This window comes from Virgibacillus carmonensis, from assembly GCF_057836705.1.
The window spans coordinates 14599-35789 of sequence record NZ_JBYQFJ010000029.1 but is presented as its reverse complement, the minus strand read 5'-3'; the positions used below and the strand labels follow the sequence as shown (position 1 = coordinate 35789).

The 21191-nt window shown below is 37.7% G+C and carries 19 protein-coding genes; all 19 read right to left on the bottom strand.

Annotated elements, in window-relative coordinates; all coding sequences use genetic code 11:
* Positions 1-97: 97 nt before the first annotated feature.
* The 19 genes from AC3G7N_RS17035 to rnmV all read right to left on the bottom strand — a co-directional run bounded on the left by AC3G7N_RS17035 (position 98) and on the right by rnmV (position 21149).
* A complete protein-coding gene (locus AC3G7N_RS17035; protein ID WP_489423369.1) occupies positions 98-355 on the bottom strand; it encodes an RNA-binding S4 domain-containing protein in 258 nt (85 codons plus the stop codon).
* Positions 356-360: 5 nt separating this feature from the next.
* Positions 361-1809, bottom strand: a complete 1449-nt coding sequence (gene yabN / locus AC3G7N_RS17030) for a bifunctional methyltransferase/pyrophosphohydrolase YabN (protein WP_489423368.1) — start codon at positions 1807-1809, stop codon at positions 361-363.
* Positions 1802-3394: a putative polysaccharide biosynthesis protein gene (locus AC3G7N_RS17025; RefSeq protein WP_489423367.1), complete on the bottom strand. Its 1593-nt coding sequence runs from the start codon at positions 3392-3394 to the stop codon at positions 1802-1804. The genes yabN and AC3G7N_RS17025 overlap by 8 nt, the downstream gene beginning before the upstream one ends.
* A 392-nt stretch (positions 3395-3786) precedes the next feature.
* Complete coding sequence (spoVT, locus tag AC3G7N_RS17020; RefSeq protein WP_489423366.1) at positions 3787-4323, bottom strand: stage V sporulation protein T; 537 nt, start codon at positions 4321-4323, stop codon at positions 3787-3789.
* Positions 4324-4455: 132 nt separating this feature from the next.
* Positions 4456-7980: a transcription-repair coupling factor gene (gene mfd, locus AC3G7N_RS17015; RefSeq protein ID WP_489423365.1), complete on the bottom strand. Its 3525-nt coding sequence runs from the start codon at positions 7978-7980 to the stop codon at positions 4456-4458.
* Positions 7981-8187: 207 nt separating this feature from the next.
* The gene (fin, locus tag AC3G7N_RS17010; RefSeq protein ID WP_489423364.1) at positions 8188-8418 is read right to left on the bottom strand and encodes an anti-sigma-F factor Fin; all 231 of its coding nucleotides are present in this window, start codon (positions 8416-8418) and stop codon (positions 8188-8190) included.
* Positions 8419-8537: 119 nt separating this feature from the next.
* The gene (gene pth / locus AC3G7N_RS17005) at positions 8538-9095 is read right to left on the bottom strand and encodes an aminoacyl-tRNA hydrolase (RefSeq protein WP_489423370.1); all 558 of its coding nucleotides are present in this window, start codon (positions 9093-9095) and stop codon (positions 8538-8540) included.
* Between the two features lie 134 nt (positions 9096-9229).
* Positions 9230-9859 carry a 50S ribosomal protein L25/general stress protein Ctc gene (locus AC3G7N_RS17000; RefSeq protein WP_489423363.1) on the bottom strand — a complete coding sequence of 210 codons (630 nt, stop codon included), beginning with the start codon at positions 9857-9859 and terminating at the stop codon, positions 9230-9232.
* Positions 9860-9992: 133 nt separating this feature from the next.
* Positions 9993-10946, bottom strand: a complete 954-nt coding sequence (locus AC3G7N_RS16995; RefSeq protein WP_489423362.1) for a ribose-phosphate diphosphokinase — start codon at positions 10944-10946, stop codon at positions 9993-9995.
* 14 nt (positions 10947-10960) lie between these two features.
* Positions 10961-12340 carry a bifunctional UDP-N-acetylglucosamine diphosphorylase/glucosamine-1-phosphate N-acetyltransferase GlmU gene (gene glmU, locus AC3G7N_RS16990; protein ID WP_489423361.1) on the bottom strand — a complete coding sequence of 460 codons (1380 nt, stop codon included), beginning with the start codon at positions 12338-12340 and terminating at the stop codon, positions 10961-10963.
* Between the two features lie 576 nt (positions 12341-12916).
* Entirely contained in the window at positions 12917-13207 is a 291-nt protein-coding gene (spoVG, locus tag AC3G7N_RS16985) for a septation regulator SpoVG (RefSeq protein ID WP_089530315.1), read from the bottom strand.
* A 193-nt stretch (positions 13208-13400) separates the two neighbouring features.
* Positions 13401-14216, bottom strand: a complete 816-nt coding sequence (gene purR / locus AC3G7N_RS16980) for a pur operon repressor (protein WP_489423360.1) — start codon at positions 14214-14216, stop codon at positions 13401-13403.
* Between the two features lie 56 nt (positions 14217-14272).
* Positions 14273-15139 carry a 4-(cytidine 5'-diphospho)-2-C-methyl-D-erythritol kinase gene (gene ispE, locus AC3G7N_RS16975; protein WP_489423359.1) on the bottom strand — a complete coding sequence of 289 codons (867 nt, stop codon included), beginning with the start codon at positions 15137-15139 and terminating at the stop codon, positions 14273-14275.
* A gap of 234 nt (positions 15140-15373) precedes the next feature.
* Positions 15374-17032 carry a peptide ABC transporter substrate-binding protein gene (locus AC3G7N_RS16970; RefSeq protein WP_489423358.1) on the bottom strand — a complete coding sequence of 553 codons (1659 nt, stop codon included), beginning with the start codon at positions 17030-17032 and terminating at the stop codon, positions 15374-15376.
* 265 nt (positions 17033-17297) lie between these two features.
* Positions 17298-17480: a small, acid-soluble spore protein, alpha/beta type gene (locus tag AC3G7N_RS16965; RefSeq protein WP_489423357.1), complete on the bottom strand. Its 183-nt coding sequence runs from the start codon at positions 17478-17480 to the stop codon at positions 17298-17300.
* Positions 17481-17956: 476 nt separating this feature from the next.
* Positions 17957-18220 (bottom strand): biofilm formation stimulator Veg, encoded by a 264-nt coding sequence (veg, locus tag AC3G7N_RS16960; protein ID WP_489423356.1) that lies wholly within the window; start codon positions 18218-18220, stop codon positions 17957-17959.
* 331 nt (positions 18221-18551) lie between these two features.
* Positions 18552-19424, bottom strand: a complete 873-nt coding sequence (gene yabG, locus AC3G7N_RS16955; protein ID WP_489423355.1) for a sporulation peptidase YabG — start codon at positions 19422-19424, stop codon at positions 18552-18554.
* A gap of 287 nt (positions 19425-19711) precedes the next feature.
* Positions 19712-20596: a 16S rRNA (adenine(1518)-N(6)/adenine(1519)-N(6))-dimethyltransferase RsmA gene (gene rsmA / locus AC3G7N_RS16950; protein WP_489423354.1), complete on the bottom strand. Its 885-nt coding sequence runs from the start codon at positions 20594-20596 to the stop codon at positions 19712-19714.
* Entirely contained in the window at positions 20583-21149 is a 567-nt protein-coding gene (gene rnmV, locus AC3G7N_RS16945; RefSeq protein WP_489423353.1) for a ribonuclease M5, read from the bottom strand. The genes rsmA and rnmV overlap by 14 nt, the downstream gene beginning before the upstream one ends.
* Positions 21150-21191: the final 42 nt, after the last annotated feature.

Below are 21191 nucleotides of genomic sequence, written 5' to 3'. Positions count from 1 at the left end.
CGATGATCGGAACCATTTTTAAGTTATTTTTGGCTAGTTATGTCCCAGCCTCTTTAAAACAATACATGCAAAAAGGACAATTCTATTAAACGTCTAGTTAATCAATCTTTTCTTCTTTCACAACGCTATATAACATTTCTGCTTCGTCTTTTCGTACAACTTCCTTTAAATCATTTATTTTGATTGTTACGAGTTTCTGACCAAACCGGATGATGAGCTCATCCCCTTTTTCTACAGTCGAGGACGCTTTTGATTTATTACCATTAATTGTAATTCTTCCTTGCCCCGCTACTTCTTTTGCTAATGTTCGTCTTTTAATTAGTCGTGATACTTTCAAAAATTTATCTAATCGCATGATTTTCACCCTTTTCCTTTTGCTTGATTCCAATAGTTATCCATCTCTTCTAATGATGCATCGGCAAGCTGTTTTCCTTCATCTGCAAGTTGTTTCTCTATATACCGAAAACGCGACACAAATTTTTGATTGGTTTGATTTAATGCTACCTCTGCATTTATTTTATAATACCTTGCTAGATTTGCAATGACAAATAGTACGTCACCAAACTCTTTCTCTATTTCGCTATCATCTTTATTTTCAATTGCTTCCTTCACCTCGGCAATTTCTTCTTCTAGCTTTTGCCAAACTGGTTCTGGATTGGCCCATTCGAATCCAACCTTTGCTGCCTTCGTTTGCAGCTCCGAGGCTTTTGAAAGTGATGGAAAGCGTTTCGGAATTCCATCTAAATAAGATGGTCGTTCATGGCCCTTTTCTTCTTGTTTTATCGTGTCCCAGTTTTTATACACTTCTGAAACAGAATTTGCCTTTATATCCCCAAACACATGAGGATGACGGTGAATCATTTTGTCTGTAATCGATTGAATAACATCGTCGATCATAAAATAGCCATCATCCTCACCTATCTGGCTATGCAGCATGACTTGCAACAAGATATCGCCTAATTCTTCAATAATCCCTTCATCGTTCTGTTCATCTATCGCACCTATTAATTCATAGACCTCTTCTATTGCATATTCCCGCAATGTTTCATGTGTTTGTACTTGATCCCACGGGCAACCACCAGGGCCGCGTAATGTGCTAATTACTTCTTTTAGTCGATTAAACGTATGATTCAGCATGACTGGTGGAGCTGGAGGCACGTATACACTCGTTAGGTTCCCTACCTCAAGTGCATGATCAAGTTCCTCAAGCGGAATAGTAGTAATTTTTTCTGACGTACTACCTGCCGCTTCGACAACTTTAATTGGATAATCTGATGGAAGATCTTCTAATAAGGCAAGCTTTACATTTGAAGCAATAAACCGATCATACACCTGGCAAAATACAAGATGTTGACGATAATTTAATTGGCTACGGTCAAATGATGTCCCATCAACAAACTGGAACCCCTCAATTGGATCTATTTTTAATGCTGTAAAGAGATCATCTAAATAGCTTTGCCCTCCTATTATTGTAACAGGGATATCTTCTTGTTCTAGTAATAGTTGTACGGTTTTTTCGGCTAGCATCGGGTGTCCTGGTACTGTATAGATGACGGGGGTATCCATTGCCTTTTTCAGTAACTCTTCTACTATTTTTACATATACATCTTCAAATTGTTCATTTTTCTCATAATAATGATCAAAGGCTTCAAACCTAACGCCTTCTTGTTTCAACGAATCAATAACAGAATGATCACTTGTACGTGTGTAGATGACCTGTGTGTCATTAGTTAGTTTTTTATATACACCAAGAGGCAATTGATTGATGTCCCCCGCACCCAGTCCAATTACTTCGATTTTATTAGCCATGACTGTTCCTCCCTCTTTGAATTCGTAAGATAAAAGATGCATACGGAAGCATCCATAATTGCTTTTCAGTAAATGCACGGAATTTTAGTAGTAGTAACAAATAAATAATTGCACCTGATAGTGCTACAAATATAACATAAACTAGTAACATGAGCCGGTCCGTGTGAAAACTATCTGGAATAACCAAACCTATCCCTTCAACGTAAATACCCATACCACCGCTAGCCAGCAGTAGTGCACGCCATCTTATTTGTCTAAAAAAGAATAACTTCGGCAATTCTTTTTGCAATGCTTGAAATACTAGATAACATAAGAATAATAGTGCCATAACAGTTGCAATAGCACTTCCTGTAATGCCGAACAGTGGGACCAAAAGTATATTAATGAACCACTTTACAACGAATGCAAGAATTATGAAAAACGCTGTACGCTTCATTCGGTTTAAGCCTTGTAAAATAGATGTTGCAGTTATAGCTAGTGAGCAAAAAATAATCGCAAGCATTAAAATACGAAGGCTTTCTGTTCCACTTTGATTTTGAAATAAAAGCCTATTCGCCTCCGGAAAAATGAGAATGATTCCAACAGTCGCTCCAACTGTCAGAAAGAAGCTAAACGATAAAGCGCTTCTTGCAAAGTGGTATGTTTCCTCGGGGCGTTGCTTTAATTTCCCCCCTGATAAGTTCGGAATTAGGGCTAAAGCAAACGATGATCCCAGTACTGTACATAGCTGTATTAGTGGTTGTCCTCTATCAAATATACCCTTTTCTTCCATAGCACCTACTCGTGTCAGACCAAAATCTTGTAATCCTTGAACAAGCGTAAAAGCATCTGCCAATTGAATAACTAACAATGTCATATGATTTAATGAAGCGATCAATCCAAAAAATACTAGCATCTTGCAGTAATAATTCCATGGAATGGTATATTGATCTGTCGACCACGGTGCTTCTTTCATAAAAAATATTCCTAAGATTATTATTGCTGCGATCGATCCTGCTATAGCAGCACTTGCACCTGCTTTACCTATTGCATAGATATTCCCCTGACCATTAAAGAGTATGATAGCAGCTGTGAGGATAATAAACACACGGATTAATTGTTCACCAACCTGTGAAAGGGCAGTTGGCCGCATTTGGTACCTGCCCTGAAACACTCCGCGCATTAATGCAGTGAACGGTATTAACAAAAACACAAACGCAGTTGCTTGAAGTGACTTCGTGAGATTTGGATCGCCCATCCAGTTTGCAATACCCGCTGCATTAAAATAAATAAAGCCAAAAATAAAACCATTAATAATCAATAGAATACTAAATAACGGTATGTATAAGCTTTTCACGGAAATTGGCTTTCCTTGTGAGCAAAATTCATTTGTCATCTTTGAAATAGCGGATGGAAAACCATATAATGCCAGGACAAGTGCCATCCCGAGAAAAGGATAAATCTGTTGGTAAATATAAAATCCGATATCGCCTGTTAAATTTTGTAGCGGAATCCGGTACCCAGCACTTAACACTTTGCTGATGAGCCCTGCAACTGTGAGGATTAATGCCCCTTTCACCAGATGATCTGATTCATTTCCGTTCATGCTATGTCAAACGCCTTTCTATAAAGTCTAATTTTTTTCATTATAGCAGACTAAAAAAGCGAAGGCGACTGTTCTGGGGTGACACGCATAAGCAAGGAACCGTAGAGTGCTGCTCTTTGCACTCGGAGTGTTCCTTGCTTATGTCGCGAACCCCAAGGAGCCGCAGCTAGACTAAAAAAGCGAAGGCGACTGCTAAGAGACGTACAAATAGATAGAACTGTGAAAGTACAGTGGACTTTCCGTACATTCATCTGGACTAACTATTTGCTAGTCGCTAGGAGCTGCAGCTAGACTAGAAAAGCGGAGGCGACTGCTAAGAAACGTACAAATAGATAGAACTTAAAACAAAGAAAAAAGACCAGTGAAATACTGACCTTTATCTTCCTTTATAATTATTCCATTTGTTTTGCCAAAAAGCTTGAGGCAGTTTCAATTCCTTTTTGTTCAACATTACTAAGTTGCTTTCCATCTCTTGCCACCATAATTACACAGCCTATCGGGTCACCATTAGCAATAATTGGACTTATACAATAAGATGATAGCTCTTCATCTTTATCTTTTACAATTTCAACCTTTTTTGATTCTGTTTCAAATAATTGGGAACGGTTTTCAATGGCTTTTTCTATTTGTTCACCAATGCTTTTATTTAAGTAGTCTTTCTTCGACTCCCCCGCAACCGCAATTATTTCATCCCGATCAGAGATTAACACTGGTTGATGTAAGGAATCAAACAATGCTTCTGCATATTCTTTTGCGAAGCTTCCTAATTCATTTATAGGTGAATATTTTTTTAGTATAACTTCTCCTTCACGATCCACAAATATTTCTAAAGGATCTCCTTCACGAATACGCAATGTTCTTCTTATTTCTTTTGGAATAACTACCCTGCCTAAATCATCAATTCGACGCACGATTCCTGTTGCCTTCATTCTAATGTAGCCTCACTTTCCTATGATGATCATTTCTGGTTCAATTTCCACTTTTACATAGAACTTGAAGAAAACACCAGTTATAAATTTAGTATGATTCATATGGCAGAAACTATGCATTAAAAGTAATTTTTAATCGGTTCGGTTAACACTTGCTAATTGTTCCATAAACCTTGTTGCTATGTTGTAACGTGTATGCTCGACGTCTTTCGACCACTGGATTATGACTTTCAACTTTTTATTATCTGTTCCAAGCTGAACTCCACGTCCAAATTCATTTGCAAGTGTAAACAATTTAGAACCATCAAGCTGTTGACTGCGGGTTTCGTCAACAATTAGTTCCATTTTTTTATTCTTTTCTGTAATTGACTCAACACGCTCATTTCTAGCATGCATCTTCATAGATGATACATCAAATAAATTTGCCACTTCTTCTGGATAATCTCCAAAACGATCGACCATTTCCTCCCGCAAATCACCAAAGTCTTCACTGGATGTCAGCGTTTGGAAACGTTTATACATATCAATTTTTTGTTTTTCATCTTTGATATAGGTATCTGGGATATAGGCGTCAATTTTAAGTGCAAGCTCTGGTTCAAACGGTTTCATATCGATGACATCTTTGCCAAATTTTCGTGCTTCTATGGCGTCCGTAAGCATTTGGGAATACATATCAAATCCAACTGAATCAATAAAACCATGTTGCTGAGAACCTAACAAGTTACCCGCTCCACGAATAGATAAATCTCGCATCGCAATTTTAAAACCTGAGCCCAGCTCTGTAAATTCTTTAATTGCCTGTAAGCGTTTTTCTGCAATTTCCGTCAGAACCTTGTCTTTTTTATAGGTGAAATATGCATAAGCAACTCTATTTGAACGCCCAACGCGTCCACGTAATTGATAAAGCTGACTTAATCCCATTCGATCGGCATCGTATACAATTAATGTATTAACATTCGGTATATCTACACCTGTTTCAATGATGGTCGTGCTAACTAGAACATCAAACTCCCCTTCTAAAAAACCAAACATGACATTTTCTAGCTCAGTTTCATTCATTCGTCCGTGGGCAATTGCAATTTTCGCATCCTCTACTAGAGACCCGATTTCACGAGCAATCGAATCAATGTTTTCTACACGATTATAAAGGAAAAACACCTGTCCACCTCGGGACATTTCTCGTTCGATTGCTTCTCTAATAAGAATTGGATTATACTCCAACACATATGTTTGAATCGGAAATCGATTTTCTGGTGGTGTTTCGATCACAGATAAATCCCGAACTCCAAGCATAGACATATGAAGAGTACGCGGAATTGGTGTTGCAGTTAACGTTAGCACATCAACATTTGTCTTCATTTGTTTAATTTTTTCTTTATGTTTTACACCAAATCGCTGTTCTTCATCAACGACTAACAATCCCAAGTCGCGGTATACTACATCCTTTGATAATAAACGATGGGTACCAATTACAATATCAACTATTCCACTTTTCAACCCAGCGGTAGTTTCTTTGAGTTGTTTTTTAGTTCGGAATCGACTAAGTAATCCGATAGAAACAGCTTGATCCTGGAAACGTTCGCGAATAGTTTCGTAATGTTGTTGCGCAAGTATGGTTGTTGGAACTAGTATGGCAACTTGTTTACCATCTGCAACAGCCTTAAATGCAGCCCTAATTGCTACTTCTGTTTTACCATATCCGACATCACCACATAGTAAGCGATCCATTGGTCGCTGCTTTTCCATGTCTTGTTTAATTTCCTCAATACATCTAATTTGATCCTCTGTTTCTTGATAAGGAAAAGCAGCTTCAAATTCACGCTGCATCTCTGTCTCTTCCGAAAATGCATATCCTTTTTTTGCTTCACGCTCAGCATAAAGCTTGATCAAATCGTCTGCAATATCCTCAACGGATGATTGAACTTTTTGTTTAACCTTTGCCCACTCACTGCCACCTAATTTGTATAGCTTTGGTTCTTTTCCCTCTGAACCAACAAACTTCTGGACTAAATCTATTTGGTCTATGGGTACAAAAAGCTTGTCATCACTTGCATAGCGAATCAGCATATAATCTTTGTGCATATCATTCATTTCAAGCGTTTCAATCCCAATGTATTTACCAATACCATGGTTTGCGTGTACCACGTAGTCGCCAATTTTTAATTCCTGATAGCTTTTAATCCGTTCAGCATTGGATATCTTTTGTTTTTTTCTAACCCGCTTTGTTTTTTTCTTAAACAACTCATTTTCTGTGATTAATACCAGCTTATGCATTGGCAGTTCAATCCCACTACTTATGTTACCTATTGCAATCGTGGGCTTATCAACTGGTAATTTTAATTTTTTTGCCATGGTTGTTTCAATGTCATAGTCTGCAAAAATGGAGTGAACCTTTTCCATGCGTTTTTTATTTGGCACTAGGATGACAACAGACGAATCACTCTTCGTCCAACGTTTTAACTCATTTTTAAAAAGGTGCATTTGACCATGGAACTCTTGCATCGAACGAGATGATAGATTGATGATATTTTGTGGCTGTGTATTCGGAATATGCCGCATAAATACAGACATATATATTCGTGGCTGTTCCATTTTTTTCCATACCTCATGCCAATCAAAAGAGAATTTGCTGTTTTGCACCATCTTGTTCGTTTCAAGCAAGTTGCTGTACCACTCAGCTTCTTCAGTATCAATGTTCGTAGCTGTTTCCTGAATTCTACTCATTTCATCCAAGATAACTAACCCATTTTTTGGTAAATAGTCTAACAAACTAGCAGGATCTTTGTAGAGAAATCCAATATATTTGTACATTTCTTGAAAATGTTCGAGATTTTTTAATCGCTCAAGGTCGTGGTTTAGTGCTTCTGATAGTGTTTCCTTCGCATCGTTTGATTTTAACTTCTTGAGGGTTTCTGCTAATTCAGTTTCTATTCGTTTCGCACCTGAAAGTAAATCCTCTTCCGTTAACAGCAACTCTGTTGCTGGCCCGATAGTAACCTTTTTCTTTTTATCCAATGAGCGCTGAGTTTCAGCATCAAAATAACGTATCGAGTCTACCTCTTCATCGAAAAGCTCAATCCGAATAGGATGAGATTCGGTAATAGGGTAGATATCAATAATTCCACCACGACGACTAAACTCACCCGGGGTTGTCACCATCGTTTGACGTTCATACCCCATATCTACAAGTGAGTTTAGATACGTATCTATATCAATATCCTCCCCCAGCATAAAGTGAAGTTGATATTTTTCCCAATAGCTTGTTGGTGGCAAAATCCGCTTCAATGCAGTAACAGGGGCGATCAAAATTCCTGATTTCTTTTTCGACCACTCCGTCAGCGCTTCAATACGTTGACTTCTTAATTCTGGGCTAGCAATTGCAATTTCCGATGCAATTAATTCATTAACAGGGTATAGATGAACATTTTGATCACCCATAAACTCTGATAAATCATCATATAATTGTTGCGCTTGGACGAGTTGGTGTGTAATCAGCAATACAGGTTTGTTAATAGATTCCTCAATAACTGAAACAAGCAAGCTCCTGGCTGAACCTGAGAGCCCCGCTACAAGTTGTTCCTGCATTCCAGATTCAATTCCGCTAATAATAGACTGTATATCGTCCGTTGATTGTAAAAATGTATCAATACCTTTCAAAGTAAAAACCCCCAAATGTTGTGTAAAAAGCGAAAGTGTATGGTTAGCAATGATTGATATATTTCCTAAAACGGCAATCGTACAGCCAATTTACAATTACTCCCGCTCCCGACGACAGTTACAACTTCCCATACTATGTATAGTTATTTCTGTATTGCCAAGCGCAAAAATGCTTTGGTTTGAGAACCAAAGCTTTGCTCGACTATTCTATTGTATAAAAAAATCAAGTTCGTGATAGTGTGGATTCTGTCCTAATGCTGCTTCACAATTCTCGCAAATTGTCTTGATTTGGACATCTCCATTTTGCTTAAATTGTATCATTTCTTTTTGTTCATCAGCTGACAATTTATCAATACCAAGCGTTGCGGAATCAATAATTGGTTGATCTATTTTTCCAACCTCATTCCCGCAATGTCTACAAGTATAGACAATAGACATAAAATACCTCCTCGAATAAACATGGGGTATCCTAAAGTTTATCCGAAATGTGGAATTTTATACCCAATCGTGTTAAGGGAAAATTCTTGTAATCTAGACACTATGTTATTCCGCTTTTCTTAATTATATTCATTCATAACTTCTATAAACGGTTTTTCTAGCCAGGCTTCAAAGACGTCTGCAGCTTTTGTTACACTATCCTGTACATCGTCTTTTTGTTCTTTTGGAAAAGAACCCAGCACGTAATCAATTACGGGTTGTGGTGTATCAGGTCGTCCGACACCGATTCTAATCCGTTTGAACTCTTTCGTGCCTAGATGGTTAATGGTTGATTTAATCCCATTATGGCCTCCAGGGCCACCTTTTTGACGTAACCGAATTTTTCCAGTTGGCAGATCTAAATCATCATAGACAATAACTACATCCTCTGTTGCGATATCATAATAATCCATTAGAGGTCTGATTGCTTCACCTGACAAATTCATATACGTTTGTGGTTGAAGTAGCAGCACCTTGCTACTTCCAATATGTTCAAGGGCATAGTTGCCATTGAACTTCGATTTATTTAGGTCAAATGAATGACGACGTACTAACTCGTCAATGACCATAAATCCAATGTTATGGCGAGTTGTACGATACTTTTTGCCTGGGTTTCCAAGTCCAACTATACACTTCATCAATATGCTACTTCCTTTATTTAAAAATAAACTACTATCCTACATACAACAATCCCTCCTACTTAAGAATGCATCTATCTCACTCTATCTCACAGGAGGGCTAAGTTGTATTATATTTCATTCATCTTCTATTTTTATTCCTTGTCGTCAGGTTCTGCTCCTACTAATTCCGGCTCAGCGTCTTCATCTGTCTCTTCGTCTTCATTATCTCCTGTATCTGGTGGAACAACTGTTGCAACAGTTGTTTCTGGATCATCAATAAATTCATAATTTTTTCCTTTTGGTAAGTCAGCAATTGCGATACTGTCACCAATTTCCAGTTTAGATACATCTACTGAAATCTCCTCTGGAATATCACCAGGTTTCGCGCGTACTTGCAATTCATGCATTGGTTGCTGTAATACGCCTCCGTCTTTTGCACCTTGAGCTTCTCCTTCTAAATGAAGTGACACATCAACGTCCATTTCTTCAGACATATTTACAATATAGAAATCTACATGTACTAATTCATCTTTAATCGGATTCATTTGATAATCATGTAGCATGACATCCACAGAAGAATCATTTTCAATATTTAATGAAATAATTGCGTTTCTACCTTCATCACGAACTGTTTTCAATAATTCAACACTATCTACCGCTATGGACTTTGATTCCTTTTCTTTCCCATAGACTACTCCAGGAACATGTCCAATTTCTCTCGTGTTTTTTAGTGCTGAGCGCTCTTGACTATTACGTAATGTTGCTTTTAATTTTACTGCCATTTTTTTCACCCTCCATTATTTGCAAACTTAGCATCTGCCAAGCTTAAATCTCTTTTTTATTTCGTATTTAGTAAAAATATCGAATTGAATTGCTACTCATTATTATTTCCCGTATTCATTTACTTTTAAACCTCTAATCGAATAGTATGCTTACTGATTTCATTTCATGAACACGTATAATAGCTTCACCAATTAATGGTGCTACAGAGAGTTGTGTGATTTTATCAATATACTTGTCCGTTTCTAAAGGGATAGAGTTTGTTATAACTAGCTCTTTTATTCTTGAGTTCTCGATACGCTCAATAGCTGGTCCCGATAACACCGGATGTGTACAACAAGCGTATACCTCTGTTGCCCCGTTTTCGACTAAGGCATTAGCAGCAAGTGTAATCGTGCCTGCTGTATCGATTATATCATCAATCAAAATTGCTGTTTTCCCCTCAATGTTACCAACGATATTCATAACCTCTGCAACATTTGGACGTGGTCTGCGCTTATCGATGATACCAATTGGAGCTTTTAGACGATCCGCCATCTTCCTTGCACGTGTTACACCACCATGATCTGGTGAAACAACAATGATGTCATCAAAGTTTTTCTTTTCGAAGTAATCAGACAGAATCGGCACACCTTGCAAATGATCGATTGGCATATCGAAAAACCCTTGAATTTGCGGTGCGTGTAGGTCTAATGTGATCACGCGGTCTGCACCAGCAGTTTCCAATAAATTCGCAAGAAGTTTAGCTGTAATAGGTTCTCTAGAACGAGCTTTGCGATCTTGACGTGCGTATCCATAGTAAGGCATTACAATGTTAATTGACCTAGCCGATGCACGTTTGCATGCATCAATCATAATAAGTAATTCCATGATGTGTTGATTAACTGGTGAGCATGTTGACTGAACAACATAAACATCACACCCGCGAATGCTCTCTTCAATATTAATCTGTATTTCGCCGTCACTAAACGCAGCAACAGTACATTCACCAAGAGTAGTTCCAATATGAGTTGCAATTTCTTCTGCTAATTTACGGTTTGAGTTCAACGTAAATACCTTCAAAGATCGATCTTTATAGCCTGATGTCATGAAAAAACCCTCCGTTAATCTTTTTTTCTATTCTTTAACCTTCTTGCGTATCCTTCTTTATTTTCCTGCCGTGCACGTCCAACAGATAAGGAATCCTCCGGAACATCTTTCGTAATAGTGGAACCAGCCGCTATAAACGAACCTTTACCAACCGTTACGGGTGCTACTAAGTTTGAATTACAACCTATGAAAGCATCATCGTCAATTTTTGTTAAATACTTATTTTCACCATCGTAATTAACCGTGATTGTTCCACAACCAACATTAACGTTTGTTCCAATTTCTGCATCACCAATATAACTCAGATGAGAAACTTTACTTTGATCGCCTATAACCGATTTTTTAACTTCGACAAAATTACCAATTTTTACTTCATTGCCTATCGAAGCTTTTGGTCTGATATGTGCGTATGGTCCAATATTCACGCGAGCTCCAATTTGACTATCACTCGCAACACTTTGGCGAATAACCGTATCTTCTCCTACAGAGCAGTTTGATACCTCTGAATGCGGACCAATCTCGGCATTGCTTTTAATTGATGAGTTTCCAGTAATAATAGATCCTGGATGAATAAGTACATCTTGTTCTATTATAACATCTGGACCAATATATGTGTTGTCAGGGTCAATAATCGTTACGCCATTACGCATATGCTTTTCGTTAATGCGCTTTTTCAACACTTTTTCTGCTTGTGCTAGTGCCACACGGTCATTTACACCTAACGTTTCTTCATCATTTGGGGTTAAGAATGCAGACACCTTTTCATCTTTACGACGCAAGATTTCTATTACATCTGGGAGATAATATTCTCCTTGTGCGTTATCGTTAGATACCTCTTTTAAAGCTTGAAAAAGTGCTTGATTATCAAAACAATATGTACCAGTATTTATCTCGTTAACTGCTAGTTCAACTTCATTCGCATCTTTTTGTTCGACAACGCGCTCTACTTCATACTGATTATTTCTAATGACACGACCATACCCAGCAGGATTTCCCACCTTCGTTGTTAAGATTGTGGCCTTTGCATTTTCTTTTTCGTGGTGGTTAAAAAGCGCTTGAAATGTTTCATCTGTAATTAACGGTGTATCGCCACAAACAACAATCGTCGTTCCTTCTTTATCCTTCAATATTTTTTCCGCTTGTTGCACTGCGTGTCCAGTCCCTAATTGTTCCTCTTGGACAATAAATTTACTTTCTCCGCCAACCTTCTCTATAACAGCTTCAGCTCCATAGCCTACTATTGTCACAATTTCCTCTAAGCTTACGGTTTTGATTTGATTCATTACATGTTGTACCATTGGTCGGCCCATAACTGGATGAAGTACTTTATATAATTTCGATTTCATTCTAGTGCCCTGACCCGCTGCAAGAATAACAGCATACCGATTTGTCATGAAGTAACCTCCGTTCTGATTATCCATTATGAATATATCTCAAAAGGCAAACGATTTCAACAGATACAGACAGATGAAGACACTTTTTGCGAGGTGTTATTTTTTTCCTGAAGCTAATAAAAGGTATTAGTATTTGGTAATTATCTGTCTACATACGGCTCCTAGCTAGAAAATAATTAGTCCTGATGATTGTGTGTAAGTTCAATGTACTTTCATAGACCTATTATAGTTGTACGCCACTAAACAGTCATCTTCGCTATTATAGAACAATAGCGCAAACGCCCGTTTATTGCCGTATGACCTGTGCCCACGCAAAGTGGCGGTTTTAACCGAACATTCCTTCCGATCTGAGATAAAGGAAACACGAAAACGTAAGCGATTAAGGACGTTCGACGATTGTCGAACTGTTATCGTAAGGAGGTGCCGAAGGACACGAGGCAATGGACGATGGAGCTGGACGTGACTGATGATGTCCCTCACTTATCCACGGTGTTCCATATTTATAATTTCCTAAGTAATAAAAAAAGAAGGCTAATCTGCCCTAGATTAGTCCCCCTTTGTTGTCGTTATGTTATTTTAGGAAGCGCCGGCTTCTTCAAATTCAACCTCCGCTTCGCCCACACGTCGATATTCTTCTAATACTGCATCCTGAATTTTTCCACGTGTTCCTGAATTGATTGGGTGTGCGATGTCTCTAAACTCGCCATCAGGTGTGCGTTTGGATGGCATTGCTACAAATAATCCATTATTTCCGTCAATTACGCGGATATCATGTACCACGAATTCCTGATCTAACGTGATGGAAGCAATTGCTCGCATTCTGCCTTCTGTATTAACACGGCGTAGTCTTACGTCAGTTATTTCCATGATGTTTCACCACCTTTTCCCTTTTGAACTTACTTACCATAATTCTACAAAACATAGATAATTCCTGCTTAATTTTAAAAAAAATTAAAAATTTAATTAAAAAGGAGAAAAACATGGACGATTATCAACCAATTTACTGTTTTTCCCCAATAAAAAAGATAAAACCTCGAAAGAAAGATTTTATCTATTGACCTTATTTCGCCTGAAAATTACCAGGGCGGACATCTATTTGTTTTTGTTTTAAATCAACATGTGTAATTTTTACTAAAGATAAATAATTTTCAACAACACGCTCATCTTCTTCATCATCCGCTTCTGCTAAAACGGCAATCCCTTTAACATTAGCATTAAATTCTGCTAGCAAACTCACCATACCATTAATAGTGCCACCTGCTTTCATGAAGTCATCAATAATACAAACATTTGCACCTTCCTTCAAGCTTCTTTTCGGAAGAACCATTGTTTGAATTTTTCTAGATGATCCAGAAACGTAATTAATACTCACAGATGAACCCTCTGTAACCATTGGATCACGCCTGACAATTACAACCGGAACATTCAAAAAGGATGCAACTGCATAGGCTAAAGGTATTCCTTTTGTTGCAACAGTTACAACGGCCTCAATAGCAGATTCAGTAAATCTTGATGCAAAAATACGACCAATTTGTTTAACCAATCCGGGGTCTCCCAGTAGATCGCTCATATAAAGATAACCACCTGGCAATAAACGCTCAGGGTCTTCTAGAGTTTGGCATAGATCACTAATGAATTGATTGCTTTTGTTCGCAGCATAGTCTGGAATATATTTTACTCCACCTGCAGCGCCAGCAATCGTTTCCAACCGCCCGATTCCTTCATCTATAAAGACTCGATCTATAATATCTAAATCTTCGCTAATAGATGATTTCGCAGCATCATATAGCGTAGAAAAATGTGGTAAAGATATATGTTCTCTAGGATTTTCCAGAAAATAATTTGTTAATGCAACTAACCGATCACTTCTTCTCATGTCCACACCTCTAAAACCGAATATTTACTAATAAATATATCATTTTTATACGTGTTTTAGCAAGTGTTAGCATGACCGATTACACGAACGACATATACCTCATCACAGAATCCCCGAAGACCGTTGTTTATTCGAACAGCTTTATGTTGATGTTCAACTAGCCCAACAATTGTGGGTCCGCTTCCACTCATGAGAACACCCCTGGCACCAGCTTGTATCATCTTTTCCTTTATACGTTGTACATTAGGGTATAGCGATGTAGTTACCGTTTCCAATGCATTGCCAACGTGATCGCAAAGCACATTAAATTCTTGCGCCTCAATTGCGTCCAATATTTTTGTTGTATTTGGATGTACTATATTATTTAACGTTAGCCGATTAAAAACCACTCTGGTGGAGACTCCGATATTTGGCTTAGCTAGTATAGCCCAGGTTACTGGTGGGGGGGACAGTTCCTGAATAATTTCCCCTCTTCCTTTTGCAAGGGCTGTTGATCCATAAACGCAAAACGGAACATCTGAACCAATACTAGCACCAAGATCGGCTAACTCAGTTAATGGTATATCTAACTTCCATAGCTTGTTCAATCCACGCAGTACAGCGGCAGCATCACTACTGCCACCTCCTAATCCTGCAGATACAGGAATATTTTTTTCTATATCTATCCGCACACCTTGTGTAATATGGTATTTATTTTTTAGAGCAAGCGCAGCTTTAAATGCCAAGTTCCGTTCATCATTTGGCACATACTGGTTATCTGCAGACACGGCAATATAATCAACTTCTAATGAAGTTAATGCAACACGATCAGACAAATCGACTGTCGTCATCACCATTTCCACGTCATGATATCCATCATCACGTTTACCTAGCACATCCAGTGACAATGTAATTTTTGCCGGCGCATTCTCAAAAAACACCATACTAATCACCACCCCACAAATCTAAACAAATTGTATCATATTTTATAAGGAGGTACGACTAACAAGGGAATACTCTCCTAGCATTAAATTATAAAATCGCGGTTTTCGTCAAAAACTAAGAGGCGAAATCCCTAGGTTTTTTTATACTTTATACCCGTCAGAAGCTTACTTAAAGCGTAAAAAAGAACCCATGACGGTATCATCCCCGTCATAGGTTCTATCTATTAAAGTTAATTATTCACTTATAGAAGCCCATTTCCATTCATACGTTGGTCCAAATGGATTACTAATAACACCTTCTACTTTAGGCTTAATTAATTGTGCACGTGCACTTTGGTATATAGGTGCAATCGCTGCATCTTCAAATAAGATTTTTTCTGCTTTTAAAAATGCGTTATAGCGTTTAGCAGGATCAAGCACAAAATCTGTTGCGCTTTTCTCCATTAGTTTATCGTACTTAGGATTAGAATATCCCATTTTATTGTATTGGCTATCTGTTATATACATATTCAGGAATGTGTAAGGATCAAGATAATCTGGACCCCAGCCATAAACTTGTAGTTGATAATCCATATTTTCGCTTAAAGTTAAGCGCTGTTCGAACGGAACTTGCTTCAACGTAACATTTAAACCTTCAAGATTTGTTTCTAGTTGGTTCGCAAGGTATTCATTCATGTTTTTCGTTGTTTCGCTATCACCAGCTAAGAATTCCAGTTCTACTGTATCCTTACCAATTTCTCCTAGTCCTTTTTCCCAGAGCTTCTTGGCCTCTTCTAGATCATACGTTACTATATCTCCGTTAACCTCACGGAAATCTTCACCAGATTCAGGCATCGATACGAACTCTTTTGGAACTAAACCATTTGCAACGATTGAGCCGTTATTTAAGATTTCATCCACTAAAGCCTGTTTATTAAACGAACGGCTAATAGCTTTACGAATATTTTCATTAGCTAATGCCTCAGAAGTAGTTTGATTAAACTTAAAATAGAACACGGATGTTTCTGGCGTTACAGTGTAATCTTCATGAGTAGAATATCTGTCTACTAGGTCAGAGGAAAGGTTAGCTCGGTCTACCTCTCCTTTTTCATATAAATCGACCGCTACTTGAGTATCTTTTACCACGTCAAATGTAATTTTATCTAAAGATACTGTTTCAGCATCCCAGTAATCCTCATTTTTAACAAGATTCCAGGATGAAGAAGTACTGTCCCATTCAGTTATCTTAAATGGACCATTTGATAACAATGCATCGGAATTTGTTCCAAAATCATCACCTTTTGATTCAACAAACTTTTGGTTAAGCGGTAAAAATGTTCCAAAGGTTGTAAGTGATTCAAAGTATGGAATTGGTTTTTCGAGTTTTACAACAAACGTATAATCATCCTTAGCTTCAACACCTAATTCTTCAATGGGCATTTCACCACTATTGACCTGTGTAGCGTTTTTAATAACTCCATTCATCATATATGGTCCATACTCAGATCCAGTAGCTGGATTTATTGCACGGCGCCATGCGTATACGAAATCATGTGCTGTTACAGGTTCACCATTTGACCATACAGCATCTTCACGCAATGTAAATGTCCAAGTCAGGGCATCTTCACTTACTTTATGATCTGTTGCGATACCATCAACGATTTCTGCATCTTCACCTAACCGATAAAGACCTTCCGTTGTAGCACCCAGGAATTGAAAACCATATTCATCAGCTGCTAATGAAGAATCCATAGATGGAATAGTATCTCCATTCGTTAAATTAAGTATTTGTTTACCCCCAGTTTCGCTTTCACCGGTGGATTCTGAGCCGCTGTCATCACTTGAACATGCGACCATGAATATGCTAAGCATTAAACCTAATGCTAATAGCAAAGAAAATTTTGAAAATCTCATGTTGTACGCTCCCCTTTTTTGACTTTGTATATTTCTTCTAGATGAAAAAAACACGCAATTAAAATTATACAAGTTTTCAAATATCCTTGCAGGTTTTTCCCACTTGCAAAAATGGAAAAAGCCTATATGGATGCCCTTAAGGAAATTAAAATAAGTAAAAAGAACCATCATAATCATAGCATATCCAATATTAATTCAAAATACCTATTTTATCACTAGAAATACCTGGTATATCACTCTTCTCCAATTTAAAAAGACAAACCCATTAGGGTCTGTCTTTTTGTTGCATGCCTTGCTCAGCCATTTCGATTGCTCGTTTCACCATGTTCCCTGCATCTCTTGATTTAATGCCGCCCCAGCCTTCTTGCTGTACGGTGTCGTAAAAGCCTAACTCTTTAGCAATTTCTTCTTTCAATTGATTAGACATCATACTCCGTCGTCTTCCCATGAAAGAACAACCCCTTTCTACTTGAGCATCCTTGTTACGACATGTATAGCATGTGTACTTTAAAAAAACATACACCCGTTATATGTATACAGAAAAGGAAATAATAAGAAAGACGTAAGTAACCATTTCAGAGGATGAAAACTTAATTTTAAAACTTTAGCGCAAGCGCCTTCGAAACAAGCACTGTACAGACCTGCGGCAAGTTTAAGACGAATCTCTTAGTGATGGTATTTTATCACAAAGAGATTTGACTTAACGTTCAATCCAGAATATCTACACTCATTCCAATACATCTAAAACCTCGGGGAGGCTCGGCGCTGAAGCTAGACCAGATAAACGCCAAGTTTATACTTTCTTGCTATCTAGAAAACCTTGGCTTGTCGCAAAAACTGACAGCAAAAGCCTTAGATCTTTTTATACTTTACACAGAGAAGCTTCTTTTTAAAGTATAAAAAGAAGCAGTAAACAAAAGTTTACTACTCCATGGCCATTGCTGTTGTTCTATCATCTTGGAAGCTTAGTTCTACTGTTTCTGTTAAAACGTCTGCATAGCTGTATGAAACACGTTCGAATGCGTTTTCGTCTTGATCGAGCTCAACAATGAATACGGACGGATAAGTTTCTGCCAAAACTCCGCAACGTTCAATCGTTTTTCTTCTTCCACCGTTGGCTTTCAATTTTAACCGTTTACCAATGTGACTTTCAAGACCCTGCTTAATTTCTATTAATGTTTTAGCCAATACACTCCACCTCACTCCTTATATTGTAGCACGTGCTTGTATTAACAGTCAAGTAAAACTTTATATTATAACAATATACCTTTTTTGATGTCAACAACTATTTCACGTTTTGCTGTTATTATTTCAATAAAGTAGAAAAATATGTATATAAGTTTAAGAAATTAGTTGTATTTACAAATTAAATGCAAAATAACAAGTTGAGGAATGTAGATTATCTTAGAAAAACTTGGCTTATCGCCAGGGACTAATGGCGAAAGCCTTAGATTACTTACACTTTATACCGTTATAAGTTTATAAGTTTAAAACAAAAAAAGAAATCTACACATTTTGGTTACTCATCATCAGGTGATTCCTCTAAAAATGGCATGCCAGTTCGCAAAAGGCCGCGTGTTTCTAAACCTCCCATTCCCTTTTCACCAGTCAATGTATTACTTAATACATCCCACACACTTACCTTCTCCATAAATGGGGTATAAGCTATTTTTGCTGCTATATAAACAGGATCAAGTGCATGTATATTAACTCTAGATGGTGAACTAGCATAATTAGCACCCGCACGTATTAGCGATTCAAAGTGTGATTGACATGCACCCGCAAAAATAACGAGTTGATCTAATTGGGGGACAGCCTGCCTTGCTTCTCTGACTGTCTCAACGAAATATTTAGAATGACGGTAAGCACGTAGATCATTTCTTGCTCCCTTGTTCTTTGAAAAGGAATCATGTCCAGTGATAACAATAATATCAGGGTGGATTTTTTCAATTAACGGCCCAATCTCCAATGGCATATCCTTCTCATTTATATAAACGCCATGCACATGCAGGCCAATACGCTGATATAACTCAATACATTTTTTCAGATAATTTCGATCTCCGTCAATATGCAATACCTTTGCAGGTAAATGAAAATAGGACGATTCATGGTGAAAGCCATCCGTTGCCTGATAATCTCGCTTTTCTTTCATAAATTGATAATCTTGACGAAACAATCGATAGGAAAACTCTTCTTCTTCCTTTTCTTTTGCACGTTTTTTAACCAAATCTCTTTCTTCCACACGAACAAGATCTTTGAGCGGTGCATCTACTTCTAATCGTAAATCCTTCCCATGTAACGTAGCATGATTGTTTGATATAGAAGAAATGCGAAATAATAAATCATGTTTATATGAAATTCGAGAAACGATATCACCTGTTATTAAGTCCATTATGCCACCTCACAGCCTTCAATCTGCCTAAAAGCATTCACTACCATAACGTATGTAAAAAGACTGGGTATGTGCATAGAAAAGCGGAGGCGACTGTTCAGCGGCGTACAAATAGATAGGATTGTGAAAAGTACGTCGAACTTTACGTACCTTTCATCAAGACTAACTATTTGCTAGGCGCTAGGAGCCACAGATAGACACGAAAAGCGGAGGTAACTGCTTAGCGGCGTATGAATGCCCAACTATCAAAAATAAAGCTGTAACTTCCAATTGGGAAGTTACAGCTTTTAAAGATGCTTGGCTTGGTAGAAGAAGTTAGCTAACTTAGCGAACTCTTCCATTGTCAATGATTCTCCACGCCGCGTTCCATCAATTCCGATATTCTCTAACATATTGGTTATCGTTGCTTTATCGTATTCCTCATTTAAATAATTCGTTAAGTTATTTCGAAGTGTCTTTCTACGTTGACTAAAGCAGGCTTGTACCATAGAAAAAAAGTAGCGCTCATCAGCTACATATACAGGCGGTTTTTCTCTTATGGTTAGTTTCAGAACTGCTGAATCAACATTTGGTTGTGGCATAAATACGCGTTTAGGAACATGCATGACAACTTCTGCAGTGGTATAATATTGAATAGCAATAGTTAGAGAACCATAACTCTTCGTACTTGGTTTCGCAGCCATTCGCTCCGCAACTTCTTTTTGAATCATCACAGTTATACTCTCTACAGGTAACTGCTCTTGCAACAACTTTGTTAAAATAGGTGTCGTAATGTAATAGGGTAAATTTGCAACAATATGAACATCTTGGTCATCCTTAAAGTTATCCTTTATCGATGCTTTCACATCTGCCTCTAAAATATCCTGATGGATCAATTGAATATTGCCATAATCTTCTAATGAGTCCTCTAATATAGGAAACAGGCGCTGATCTATTTCAAATGCCAGGACGTTTTTTGCGTGCCTCCCCAATTGTTCGGTCAATGCCCCAATACCTGGACCAATTTCAATGACACCAGAATCCTTATCTATTCCAGTGTGACTGATTATATTCTCCAATATGTTTGCGTCAATAATAAAATTTTGCCCCAAGCTTTTTTTAAAGAAAAATTTATATTTTGCTAATATCTCCTTAGTCCGCGTTGGTGTAGCAATATATTTAGTGGTGCTCATTATCTTCCTCCTGAAGTACTTTTTGGATTGCTTGTTCAAAGTTTTCATACGTAATTTGAAACATATTTAACCGCTTAAGAAGCTGTTTTCCGTTTGTATGACCTATCTGCAATAATTCACTTAGTCTATTTCTTCTATAGCTTGCTCTAGGTCCGCCAATTAAACCGTACTTAATCAGATCCTCTTTATGGATATCCGATTCATAAACATCTTTTAACTCATAAACATCCTGAAGAGCTTTTTGGATTGATTCGATAGAAGCATGTTCAATTCCGATACCTTTGTTATTTTTTCCACGTGCATCATCCCGGGTTAAAAATGCATGCTTACAGCCATGCACATGCTCGTTAATGATGTTACGAATACGTTGGCCAGGATAATCTGGATCGGTAAAGACAATGACACCACGCTTTACTTGTGCATGTTGAATTTGTTCCAAAGTGATATGATTTATCGCTGAACCATTAGTTTCTATTGTATCAGCATCGACAGCTAGGCGTATTTTAACTGTATCGTCACGACCCTCTACAACGATGATCTCTTTAACCTTCAATTTAAGTTCCTCTTTTCAGTTCAGTCAAAAAATAATGCTCTT